This window comes from Arthrobacter sp. JCM 19049, assembly GCF_001310435.1.
Genome location: NZ_BAXF01000040.1, coordinates 1 through 11,895 on the forward strand (window position 1 = coordinate 1; position 11,895 = coordinate 11,895).

Here is an 11,895-nt window from a genome sequence, read left to right on the forward strand (position 1 = left end):
AGCTGCCCTCCGGCCCCGAGGCCGTGGAAAAGCAGCACGCCCGCGGCAAGCACACCGCCCGCGAACGCATCGACATGCTGCTCGATGAGAACTCCTTCGTCGAATTCGACGCCCTGGCCGTGCACCGCTCCACCGCCTTTGGCATGGAAAAGAAGAAGCCGCTGGGCGATGGCGTGGTCTGCGGCTACGGCACCGTCGATGGCCGCCTGGTTGCCGTCTACTCCCAGGACTTCACCGTCTACGGCGGCTCGCTCTCGCAGGTGAACGGCGAGAAGATCGTCAAGGTCCAGGAATTCGCGATCCGCAACGGCTGCCCTGTTGTCGGAATCAACGACGGCGGCGGCGCGCGCATCCAGGAGGGCGTGGCCTCCCTGGCGATGTTCGCCGACATCTTCCGCAACAACGTGCACGCCTCGGGCGTGGTTCCGCAGATCTCCCTGATCATGGGCCCGTGCGCCGGGGGCGCCGCGTACTCCCCGGCCCTGACCGACTACGTGATCATGGTGGACAAGACCAGCCACATGTTCATCACCGGCCCGGACGTCATCAAGACCGTGACCGGCGAGGAAGTGGACATGGAAACCCTGGGTGGGGCACGTCAGCACAACTCCACCACCGGCACCGCCACCTACCTGGCCGAGGATGAGGAAGACGCCATCGAGTTCTGCAAGGAACTGCTGGACTTCCTGCCCTCCTCGAACCTCACCGACGCGCCGCTGGCCGAGTTCGAGGAAGAGCTGGAGCTGACCGAGGAGGACGAACAGCTCGATACGCTGATTCCGGACTCCGCCAACCAGCCCTACGACATGCGCACCGTGATCGAATCCGTGGTCGATGACGGGCAGTTCTTCGAGATGCAGGCGCTCTATGCCCCGAACGTGATGATCGGCTACGCACGCATCGAGGGCGCGACCGTGGGCATCGTGGCCAACCAGCCGCTGCAGTTCGCCGGCACCCTGGACATCGCGGCCTCGGAAAAGGCCGCCCGCTTCGTGCGCAACTGCGATGCGTTCAACATCCCGATCGTGACCCTGGTTGACGTGCCCGGCTTCCTGCCCGGCAAGGACCAGGAATTCCAGGGCATCATCCGCCGCGGCGCAAAGCTGCTGTACGCCTACGCCGAGGCCACCGTGCCGAAGCTGACCGTCATCACCCGCAAGCCTACGGCGGAGCCTACATCGTGATGGGCTCCAAGAAGCTCGGCGCGGATCTGAACCTGGCCTGGCCCACCGCGCAGATCGGCGTGATGGGCGCCCAGGGCGCGGTGAACATCCTCTACCGCCGCGACCTGGCGGCGGTGCAGGCCCAGGGCGGCGACGTCGAGGCGCGCCGCAAGGAAATCATCGAGGGCTACGAGGCCGAGCTGCTCAACCCGTACCAGGCCGCGGAGCTGGGGTACATCGACGCGGTCATCGCCCCGAGCGACACCCGCCTGCAGCTGGTGCGCGGGCTGCGCGCCCTGCGCGAGAAGCACGCGAGCCTGCCGCCAAAGAAGCACGGCAACATCCCGCTGTAGGCCCCGCCTACACCCCCAGCGACGCCCAGAGCAAAGTTCGAAGGACTGGATATGGAACAGCACACCGCCACACGGCAGGCCACCGCCGCGCTCACCGTAACCCGCGGCAATCCGAGCCCGGAGGAACTGGCGGCGGTCACCGCACTGCTCAGCGCCATGGCTCCCAGCCGAACCAGAACGGTGCCGCGCAGGCCCCGGCCGGACGGGTCACCCGGATCCGCAAGCGCCGCGCGTTGAGCACTCCGCGGCTTCCATGGAGCATTGGCCGCCGCTAACCCGGCAGGCTCACACCGCGGTCACCGGCTTCCTGCCCCGTTTCCCTGCGCTGCGCCCGCAGCGCAGGGAAACGGGGCATTGCCATGTGCTCAACGTCCTGATTAGGCTCGCAACATGGACTTTGCCTCGCTTCTTGTGCTCGGCGGGATCATCACCCTATGCCTGCTGCCCGTGGTTTTCGGTTCCTTCAAGAGCCTGGACTGGCACGCCGATGACTTGGAGGGCCGGGATCAGCAGACGGCTCGTTCACTGCGCAAGGCGCGACGGGACATCGACCGGGGTAAGGGCTGGTACGGTCCGTGAAGGCAGCCTCCGCCAGTATCACCGAGCCGACCGCGTCTCGCTGACCGCTGGAGGAGTTCGTGGTGGGGTTTTCACATCGCAAGATACCTAATCGGCGGATTCCATTTTCTACCGCACTCTCTCGGGCACGCCGAGAGCCTCGGAATTGGTCCGGCAAAACTCTTCAACAAATATTTCACGTCCACTAGGCTTGGCTCATGACCAAGGACACATCGGCCCGCGCCGACTCCGCCATCGATGAGGTGGCCAACGAATACTTTGAGCAGGTTCTGCAACTCTTCCCGGAGATCGGAACCGAAATGGGACTGCCGGGCTATGAAAGCCGCTACGGGGACTACTCCCCGGCCGGCACGCAGAAATACGCGGAGCTGACCTCCGCCACCCTGGAGAAGCTGGACGCACTCACCGCCCAGGACGCCGTCGATCAAGTCACCCTCGACGCGATGCGCGAACGGCTCGGCCTGGAGCTGGAGATCATCGCCACCGGACGCACCGAGCTGAACAACATCGCCAGCCAGGCGCAGGAGATCCGCGCGATCTTCGATTTGATGCCACAGGACAGCTCCCAGGACTACCGCTTCATTGCCGAGCGCCTGGCCAACGTCCCGGCCGCCATGGATGGTACATCGCCTCGCTGCGCGACTCGGCCGCCAAGGGCCAGATCGCCGCCCGCCGGCAGGTGAAGATCGTGATCGAGCAGGCCACCGACTACGCCAAGGACGGCGGGTTCTTCGACGAGCTGGCCTCCGCCGGGGCCGCAGTGGACGCGTCCCTGGCCCAGGCGCTTGGCAACGGCGCGAAGCAGGCAAAGGACGCCTACCGGTCACTGGCCGAGGTGCTGGGCGAGGAGCTGCTGCCCATGGCGCCTGAAAAGGATGCGGTGGGCCGGGAACACTACGCCCTGGCTTCACGCTACTTCCTGGGCGCGGAAGTGGACCTGGAGGAAACCTACGCCTGGGGCGTTGAGGAACTGGCCCGCATCATCGCCGAGCAGAAACGCGTCGCCGCGCAGATCAAGCCCGGGGCCACGATCGAGGAGGCCAAGCAGATCCTGAACCAGGATGCTGCGCGCAAGCTCAGGGGCACCGAGGCGCTGCGCACCTGGATGCAGCAGAAGGCCGACGCGGCGCTGGCCGACCTGGCCGGCACCCACTTTGACATCCCCTCCCCCATGGACCGCATCGAATGCATGATCGCCCCCACCGAGGATGGCGGCATCTACTACACCGGGCCCTCCGATGACTTCTCCCGTCCCGGACGCATGTGGTGGTCAATCCCGCCGGGTGAGGAGGAGTTCTCCACCTGGTCGGAGCTGACCACCGTCTACCACGAGGGGGTTCCGGGCCACCACCTGCAGATCGGCACCGCGCAACTGCAGGCGGACACGCTGAACAAGTGGCGCCGCAACCTGTGCTGGGTTTCGGGCCACGGCGAGGGGTGGGCCCTATACTCGGAGCGGCTGATGCAGCAACTGGGGTACCTGGATGACCCGGGCGACCACATGGGCATGCTGGACGCGCAGCGGATGCGCGCGGCCCGCGTGGTCTTCGACATCGGCGTGCACCTGGAGCTGGAGGTCCCCCAAGCCTGGGGTGAAGGCACCTGGACGGCGCAGAAGGCTACGAATTCCTCAAGGCCAACTTTGACGAGTCCCCCGGGCAGCTGGACTTCGAGTTCACCCGCTACCTGGGATGGCCGGGACAGGCACCCAGCTACAAGGTGGGCCAGCGGCTGTGGGAGCAGATCCGCGATGAGCTCTCGGCACGCGAAGGCGAGGACTTCGACGTGAAGGCCTTCCACACCCGGGCCTGAAGCTCGGGTCGGTGGGCCTGGACACGCTCAAGCGCGCCCTGCTGGACTAGCCAGCGTCCGCCCGTGGCGAAGACCCGCACCTGTCCTCGGTGCGGGTCTTGCCGTGTCCCACCGGCATGCCGCAATCCGGTCAACGCCTTCGGTCGCTGCCGCCCTACCGACGCCGCAGCTACGGCGAGCGCTTCGCAGCGCGTGAACGAACCAGCCAGGGAAAGCCGTGGGGCTCGTCGGCGGCGCGGCGGACAGCCTCGCGATGATCATGGCGTCGCGGCTGGAGCGGAAGGTTCTGCGGGTGCACCGGGATTGCGGCGCTCACCGGCACCGGGTCGGTGCTGATCCATTGGCATTCGGTGATCACCCGAGCTGCGGATCCAGGTAACTGGGCATCCGGCTAAAGCCTGGGCCGGGAGCACGTACACGACCCCGGCGTCCATTGGCGGCTGCCCGTTCTCCGGGAGCGCAAAGGAGAGGAAGATCCGGCGCTCGGCCTCCCGTCCGGGTGTGCTGCCCGGATAAAAGCAGGCGTTGAGAAAACCCGGGGTGTTGGCCGGGCGCACCGCGTAGGCGATGGCCCAGGTGGGGTCCTCGGTGGCGAACACCGCGGTGGATTTGGAAAACGTGTCGGGACTGTGGTCAATGGGTGTCCTGGGGGTCAGCTGATGCAGGCCCGGTGTCCTGGAGCCGTGCAGCAAGAAATCCCCGGAGCGCACATACGCGGCGACCCGGGACCAGACCCGATCCCCGTCGGTGGGAGCGGGCACATGCCAGGAACCGGTCTGCCCCGCAGCGGCGGGCTTGGAATCGCTCACCGCGGCGCTTAGCCCGCGTAGCTGCTCAGCTGGATCAGATTGCCGCAGGTGTCATTGAAGACGGCGGTGGTCACCGGCCCCATGTCGGTGGGTTCCTGGGTGAATTCCACGCCCAACCCCCGCAGCCGCCGGTATTCGGCCTGCACGTCCTGGACGGCGAATGAGGTGAAGGGTATTCCGTCGGCCACCAGGGCCTGCTTGAAGGGCAGCACCGCCGGGTGGCTGGAGGGTTCAAGCAGCAGCTCCGGTCCATCCAGCTCCCCGGGTGCGGTCAGCGTGATCCAGCTGTCGGTGCCCATCGGGATGTCGTGCTTGATCTTGAAGCCCAGGACGCGGGTGTAAAAATCGCGGGCCCTGCTTTGGTCATCAACAAAGACGCTCGTGATGTAGATCTTCACGGTTCTGCCCTTTCCTCAACCTGTTTTCCCCATCGTAGTTTGGCCTGGCCCTCCTTCCCACTCCCCTGATCGTTCACTAGGGTTGCTGGAGCAGGCGCGCCGGAAGCAGAAGCGCCGCTCACCGGTTCGAGAGCCAATTCAACGGAAAGGAGTTCGCATGCCAGTCCTTGACTTGACGCACCCGATCAGCAGCGGCATGCAGGTCTACCCGCAGGACCCCCAGGTCCTACTGCAGCCGGCGCTGCAGCAGGCGACTGACGGTGTGGCCGTCACCGCGGTTCACTGCGGTTCGCACACCGGAACCCACCTGGATGCGCCAAGCCACGTAATCGCCGCGGGGCGCAGCACCTCGCAGATCGACCTGGATGAGCTGTGCGCGCAAGCGGTGGTGATCCAGGTGGGCCAGGCCCGGCCGCGGGAGGTTCTTGGCCGGGAGCGCCTCGGCGGGCAGATTCCCGAATCGGTTCCATCGATCGTGGTGATCGCCACGGGGTGGGACCGGCATTACGGCACCGACTCCTACCTGGAGCATCCGGTGCTGGAGCCGGCGCTTGTGCAATTGCTGATCGAGCGCGGGATGCGGGTGCTGGCCGTGGACACGCTGAACCCGGACCACACCCGGCAGGAAGAACACGCCACCGGGTTTCCGGTGCACGAGCTGGTGCTGGGCAGCGACCGGCTGATCGTGGAGAACCTGCGCGGCGCCACCGGGCTGCCCGATTCCTGCCGCATCGGATTCTTTCCCCTGAACCTGGAATCCTGCGACGGGGCCCCGGTACGGGCCGCGGCCTGGGTCGAGTAGCACGCGTCCCCGCACGGATTGGCTGGCGCAGGTCCGTCTGGCAACGTACTGGGCGAGTATGACGAACCATTGCGTGGTTAACGCTTTATTCCGTGCCTTTCGGTGAAGCGCGGCACAGGCGGGCGTGACACAATCAGCAAAAATTCGGCTTTCGTAATAATAAGAAATATGGGTTCTCTGCTGGTACGTTACGCCCCCTACGGTGGTGGATCATGGCTACTTCACTGAACACCAAAAGACTTCCCGGCTGGGTGACCGGCTTCGGGCCGCAGATCATCGCGGCCCTGATCCTCGGGCTCATCCTCGGCCTGGTTGCCAAATACACCGGCAGCACCGCCGAAGAGCCCACCGCATTGGGCCAGGCCCTGCAGATCGTCGGCTCCAGCTACGTCTCCCTGCTGCGTGCCGCAGTGGTGCCGCTGATCTTCTTCGCCGTGGTCGCCTCGATCGCGAATCTCGCCAAGGTCACCAATGCCGCCCGTCTGGCCTGGCAGACCCTGCTGTGGTTCGGGATCACCGCACTGATCTCGGTGCTGATCGGCATCACCCTGGCTGGTGTTCCAGCCCGGCGCCAATACCGGCCAGGACATGCCGGAGAACTACGACGGCAAGACCGGCAGCTGGCTGGGCTTCCTCACCGGGCTGATCCCGGCCAACTTCCTGGGGCTGGGAGCCAACACCAGCATTGAGGACGGGGCGGCCAGCACGTCGCTGAGCTTCAACGTGCTGCAGATCCTGGTGATCGCCATCGCCGTGGGCGTGGCCGCACTGAAGGTGGGCGAGGCCGCCAAGCCGTTCCTGGACTTCTCCGCCTCCTTCCTGGCCATCATCCAAAAGGTGTTGTGGTGGATCATCCGCATCGCCCCGATCGGCACCATTGGCCTGATCGGCAACGCCGTGGCCGTCTACGGCTGGGACACCATTGGTGCGCTGGGCAAGTTCACCCTGGCGATCTACGTGGGCCTGGCGCTGGTGCTGTTCGCGCTCTACCCGGTACTGGTGCGCCTGCACGGGCTGGGCATCAAGCAGTACTTCTCCGGGGTGTGGCCAGCGGTGCAGCTGGGCTTTGTTTCCCGCTCCTCGATCGGCACCCTGCCGCTGACCCAGCGGGTGACCGAACGCAACCTGGGTGTGCCCTCCGGCTACGCCTCCTTCGCGGTGCCGCTGGCGCGACCACCAAGATGGATGGCTGCGCGGCCATCTACCCGGCGGTTTCGGCGATCTTCGTCGCCCAGTTCTTCCACATTGACCTGGGGCTGACCGACTACCTGCTGATCGCCCTGGTCTCGGTGCTCGGTTCGGCCGCGACCGCCGGCACCACCGGCGCGATCGTGATGCTGACCCTGACCCTGTCCACCCTGGGCCTGCCGCTGGCCGGCGTGGGCCTGCTGATGGCCGTGGACCCGATCATCGACATGGGCCGCACCGCGGTGAACGTGGCCGGCCAGGCGCTGGTGCCCACGATCGTGGCCAAGCGCGAGGGCATCTTGGACCAGGACCTGTACGACGCGCCGCGGGCGGGTAATCCGTTCGCCGATGAGCACGCCGCCACCTCCCAGCCGGAGCCGCAGGCGCAGCCGGTGCACTAACCGGGCTCATCCCGGGCCGGTCCGGCTACGGGCCAGCCATTAGAGAGCGGGGCCGAATCCATCACGGATTCGGCCCCGCTTTCGTGTTGACGGGCCCTGCAACACCAGGCGGGTTCCGGCTGTGACCGAACACACGAAAAAGGGTTTGCACCGAGTGCAAAATTGCACGTAGTGTAAAACTCGTGACAACTGACTCCAGCGGCACCCGCCGTGAAATGAACAAGCAGGCAACCCGGCAGGCCATTGTAGACGCCGCGTTGACGCTGCTGCGCAACCAGGGCCGCGAGGCCATGACCGCCACCGCCATCGCCGAGGCCGCCGGCATCTCCCGGCGCACCCTGTTCAACTACTTCCCCACCGTGGACGCCGTGCTGGCCGAACCGCTGCAGCGGCTGCTGGACCGCGTGGTGGAGGTGCTGGCCGAATCCACCCAGGAACTGCCGCTGATCACCGCCGCCATCCGGGCCCTGCAGGGCGCCGGGGTTCCGCAGCTGCTGGAACCGGTGGCCTACCTGGGGATCTACGCCGAGGACTGCTCACACCAGCCGGCGGTAGCCAGCCGAACCAGTGGCAGAACTCCTCGCGGGACATCATCACCACCATTGAGCGCAAGTACCCGGAGGCCGACCCGTTCGAGGTGCGGATCTTCTCCCACGTCGTGCTGGGGGCCGGGCAGGCCGCCTTCGAGGAATGGACCCGCCAGCTGGCGATCACCACCGGTCCCGAGGCCAACGCCCCCCTGGACATTTCCCCGCAGCAGATCCAGGAACTGCATTCGCTGCTCACCCACGCCCTGGAGCAGCTGCGTGACGGCTTCCCGGCGCTTTTGACCACCTCCGATTCCACGGACAAGGACCTTTAACCCCCATGGCTTCCTTCCTTTACCGCCTGGCCTCCTGGGCCCACCGGCACCGTTTCCGGATGATCTCCATCTGGTTGGCCGTCTTCATCGCCATCGGCACCAGCGCTACCTTGTTCATGGGCCAGCTGTCCAACACCTTCTCCCTGCCGGGCACCGAAACCCAGCGCACCCTGGACCGGATGGAACGTGAACTTCCGGACCTGGCTGGCGGCTCCGGGGCGATTGTCTTCCGCGAATCCAGCAACCGTCCGCTCAACGAGCAGCAGTCCCAGGCCATCGAGTCGGCGCTGGATCAGCTGGAGCACCACCGTGAGGTTGTGAACGTGGCCCGCCCGTTCGAGCTGCAGGAACAGCTTGATGAGGCCGAGCCGGAACTGGCCAAGCGCAAAAGAAGCTGGACGACGGGCAGAAGGAGCTCGAGGACGGCAAACAGCAGATCGCCGACGGCAAGCAGCAGTTGGAGGACGCGCGCGAGGAGCTGACCGAGGGCTGGGCCCAGCTGTTCGACGGGCAGAAGGAAATCAAGCAGGGCGAACCGCAGATCAACGCCGCCGAGGCGAAGCTTGCCCAGGGCTGGGCAGAGCTGCGCTCGGGGGAAGCCGAACTGCGCAAGGGGCAGGCCCAGTTTGATGCCGGCGAACGCCAGTGGAAGGCCGGGATGGCCGAGTACCGGTCCGGGTACGCACAGTACGCGGCCGGGCAAAAGCAGTTTGCCGCCGGGGAACAGAAGCTCGATGCGTCGGCCAAGGAATTGGCCGCCGGGGAAAAGCAGTACCGGGCGAACCTGAACAAGATCCTGGACGGCAAGTCCCGCGTCGAACGGGAAAAGGAACTTGCCGCTGGCAAGAAGCAGGCCCAGCAGGGGCTGCAGCAGGCCGAGGATGGCTGAAGAAGTTTGAAGCCGGCATCATCGAACTGCAGGACCGAATCAAGAGCACCGAAGCTGCGCTGAAAACCGCGCAGGAGGCCGGTGACGAACCAAAAACTGCCGAATACACGGCAACACTGCAGACGCTGAACCAAACACTGTCCGAGACCGAAGCACAGCGTTCGGCCGTTGAGAAGCAGACCGCTGAGGGCAAAAAGAAGGCGAATGCCGCGCTGAAGCAGATCGCTCAGGCCCAGGCCGGGCTGAAGCAGCTTGACCAGGCCCGCGCCCAGTTGGATTCGGGCAAGCAGCAGCTGAACGCCGGACGCCAGCAGCTGGAATCCAAGCGCGGCGAGCTGGAGGCGGCCGGCCCCAAGTTGGCCCAGGCCAAGAAGCAGCTGGACGCCGGCAAGAGGGAACTGGATGCCAACCGCGCCAAGCTGGCCGCCGGCTGGCAGGAAATCAATGCCGGGCGGGCGGAGCTGAACGCCGGGCAGGCCGAGTTCGACAAGCAGAAGGCCAAGTTCGAGGCCGGCAAAACCGAACTGGCCGCCGCCGAGAAGCAGCTGAAGGACGGCGAAGCCACCGTCAAGCAGAAGAACAGGGAGCTGGAGGAGGCCGAGGCGAAGCTGCCGCAGGCCGAGCGTGAACTGGAGCGTGGACGGGCCGAACTGGACTTCGCCGCCCGCCAGGTGGGCGCCTCCTCGGACATGCGCTTCATCTCCGAGGACGGTTCCACCGCCGTGGCCCAGGTGTCCTTCCGCGGGCAGACCGATGCGCTGACCCCGGCCGACCGTGAGGCGATCACCGCGATCGCCACCGGACCGCAGGCCGCCGGCGTGGAGGTGCTGTTCTCCAAGGAAATCCTGCAGGACATCTCCGAGGTGTTCGGGGCCGCCGAGGTGGTGGGCCTGGTGGTGGCCGCGATCGTGCTGATCGTGATGCTAGGTACGCTGATCGCCGCCGGGCTGCCGCTGCTGTTGGCGCTGCTGGCGTCGGCGCCGGTGTGGGCACCACCCTGGCGTTCTCCTCATTGGTGGACATGGCCTCCATTACCCCGGCCCTGGCGCTGATGCTGGGCCTGGCGGTAGGGATCGACTACGCGCTGTTCATCATCCACCGGCACCGCACCCAGGTGCTGGGCGGCATGCAGGTCGGTGAGTCGATCGCCCGGGCGGTGGGCACCAGCGGCAACGCGGTGGTCTTCGCCGGGCTGACCGTGATCATTGCCCTGGCCGCGTTGACCGTGCCGGGCCTGCCTTTCCTGAGCGTGCTGGGCCTGTCGGCCGCATTCACCGTGCTGATGGCGGTGCTGCTGGCAATCACCCTGCTGCCGGCGCTGCTGTCCCTGGTGGGCGACAAGATCGTCTCGAAGCGGGCCCGTGAACGGGCCGCCGCCGGGGTGGTTTCCGAGCCGAAGTCGGCGCGCTGGGTACAGCTGCTGACCAAGGCCGCGATCCCGGTGAGCCTGGTGGTGGTTGCGGTGCTGGGCACCATCGCCCTGCCGGCCACCCAGATGCGCACCGCCCTGCCCGATGGCTCGGCCGAGGCCGCCGATTCGATGGCGTTCCAGGCCTACCAGCAGACCAGTGACAAGTTCGGCGCCGGGTACAACGGGCCGCTGCTGGTGCTGGCCGACCTGCCCGGGGACCTGAACCAGCGCCAGGCCGATTCGCTGGCCCTGGATGTGGCCGATCAGCTGCGCACCCATGATGCGGTGATCGCCGCGATCCCGGCCACCATGACCGATGACCGCTCGCTGGTGGCGATCCAGGTGATTCCGGCCGACGGGCCGGCCTCGGAAGCCACCGAGAACCTGGTGCACGAACTGCGGGATGACGCCGAGCGGATCCAGTCCGCCACCGGCATCACCGACATGGCCGTGACCGGTCAGGTGGCCGCGCAGATCGACGTTTCCGAGGTGGTCACCAACGCGCTGGCCCCGTACCTGAGCATCGTGGTGGGCCTGTCGCTGATCCTGCTGCTGCTGGTCTTCCGTTCCCTGGTGGTGCCGCTGCTGGCCACCGGCGGCTTCCTGCTCTCGCTGGCCGCCGCGTTCGGCGCCAGCACCGCGGTCTACCAGTTCGGCTGGCTCTCGGGCGTGTTCGGGGTCAACGTCCCGGGACCGCTGCTCAGCTTCCTGCCGATCCTGCTCACCGGCATCCTGTTCGGCCTGGCCATGGACTACCAGGTGTTCCTGGTCTCTGCGATGCGTGAACGGTTCGTGCACGGTGAATCGGCCCGTGACGCGGTGCGTTCGGGCTTCTCCATGACCGCCCCGGTGGTCACCGCCGCGGCGCTGATCATGATCTCGGTGTTCGCCGGGTTCATCTTCTCCCACCTGGCGATGATTCGCCCGCTGGGCTTCGCGCTGGCCTTCGGCGTGCTGTTCGACGCGTTCGTGGTGCGCATGACCCTGATCCCGGCCGTGATGCACCTGCTGGGCGACAAGGCGTGGTACCTTCCCAAGTGGCTGGATAGGATCCTGCCGAACGTGGACGTCGAGGGCGAGGGGCTCACCGCCCTGCTGGAGGAACGCGACGAACACCACCACGACCGGGCAAGCCACACCGAAAGCGTGAACGCATGAGCGAACAGACCCTGAACCAGAACCCCGCGCAGGCCCCGCGCCTGCTGCTGGCCTCGGCCTCCCCCGGCCG

9 protein-coding genes and 4 pseudogenes are annotated in these 11,895 nt (G+C 66.5%); 11 read left to right on the plus strand and 2 right to left on the minus strand.

The window, feature by feature from the left end:
* The 4 genes and pseudogenes from JCM19049_RS03650 to JCM19049_RS03660 all read left to right on the plus strand — a co-directional run.
* Positions 1 to 1,516: pseudogene (locus JCM19049_RS03650) on the plus strand (acyl-CoA carboxylase subunit beta); the annotation flags it as partial.
* 51 nt (positions 1,517 to 1,567) lie between these two features.
* Positions 1,568 to 1,753 carry an acyl-CoA carboxylase subunit epsilon gene (locus JCM19049_RS03655; RefSeq protein ID WP_054820831.1) on the plus strand — a complete coding sequence of 62 codons (186 nt, stop codon included), beginning with the start codon at positions 1,568 to 1,570 and terminating at the stop codon, positions 1,751 to 1,753.
* Between the two features lie 153 nt (positions 1,754 to 1,906).
* The gene (locus JCM19049_RS18440) at positions 1,907 to 2,095 is read left to right on the plus strand and encodes a hypothetical protein (RefSeq protein ID WP_279402403.1); all 189 of its coding nucleotides are present in this window, start codon (positions 1,907 to 1,909) and stop codon (positions 2,093 to 2,095) included.
* A 197-nt stretch (positions 2,096 to 2,292) separates the two neighbouring features.
* Positions 2,293 to 3,957, plus strand: a pseudogene (locus JCM19049_RS03660) (DUF885 domain-containing protein).
* Positions 3,958 to 4,164: 207 nt separating this feature from the next.
* Here JCM19049_RS03660 and JCM19049_RS18445 read toward each other — a convergent pair.
* Together JCM19049_RS18445 and JCM19049_RS03670 are read right to left on the minus strand one after the other, a co-directional pair.
* On the minus strand, positions 4,165 to 4,716 hold the full coding sequence (locus JCM19049_RS18445) for a hypothetical protein (protein WP_279402404.1): 552 nt from the start codon (positions 4,714 to 4,716) through the stop codon (positions 4,165 to 4,167).
* Between the two features lie 8 nt (positions 4,717 to 4,724).
* Entirely contained in the window at positions 4,725 to 5,114 is a 390-nt protein-coding gene (locus JCM19049_RS03670; RefSeq protein WP_054820833.1) for a VOC family protein, read from the minus strand.
* 157 nt (positions 5,115 to 5,271) lie between these two features.
* Here JCM19049_RS03670 and JCM19049_RS03675 point away from each other — a divergent pair, with 157 nt between their 5' ends.
* The 7 genes and pseudogenes from JCM19049_RS03675 to JCM19049_RS18455 all read left to right on the plus strand — a co-directional run bounded on the left by JCM19049_RS03675 (position 5,272) and on the right by JCM19049_RS18455 (position 11,825).
* Complete coding sequence (locus JCM19049_RS03675; RefSeq protein ID WP_054820834.1) at positions 5,272 to 5,916, plus strand: cyclase family protein; 645 nt, start codon at positions 5,272 to 5,274, stop codon at positions 5,914 to 5,916.
* A gap of 212 nt (positions 5,917 to 6,128) precedes the next feature.
* Positions 6,129 to 7,505, plus strand: a pseudogene (locus JCM19049_RS03680) (dicarboxylate/amino acid:cation symporter).
* 182 nt (positions 7,506 to 7,687) lie between these two features.
* Positions 7,688 to 8,335 (plus strand): TetR/AcrR family transcriptional regulator, encoded by a 648-nt coding sequence (locus JCM19049_RS18450; RefSeq protein ID WP_279402405.1) that lies wholly within the window; start codon positions 7,688 to 7,690, stop codon positions 8,333 to 8,335.
* 37 nt (positions 8,336 to 8,372) lie between these two features.
* Positions 8,373 to 8,849, plus strand: a complete 477-nt coding sequence (locus tag JCM19049_RS03690) for a hypothetical protein (RefSeq protein ID WP_054820836.1) — start codon at positions 8,373 to 8,375, stop codon at positions 8,847 to 8,849.
* Complete coding sequence (locus JCM19049_RS03695) at positions 8,825 to 9,256, plus strand: hypothetical protein (RefSeq protein WP_054820837.1); 432 nt, start codon at positions 8,825 to 8,827, stop codon at positions 9,254 to 9,256. The genes JCM19049_RS03690 and JCM19049_RS03695 overlap by 25 nt, the downstream gene beginning before the upstream one ends.
* Before the next feature lie 356 nt (positions 9,257 to 9,612).
* A pseudogene (locus JCM19049_RS03700) lies at positions 9,613 to 10,616 on the plus strand (MMPL family transporter); the annotation flags it as partial.
* A gap of 180 nt (positions 10,617 to 10,796) precedes the next feature.
* Positions 10,797 to 11,825, plus strand: a complete 1,029-nt coding sequence (locus tag JCM19049_RS18455; protein WP_279402406.1) for an MMPL family transporter — start codon at positions 10,797 to 10,799, stop codon at positions 11,823 to 11,825.
* Positions 11,826 to 11,895: the final 70 nt, after the last annotated feature.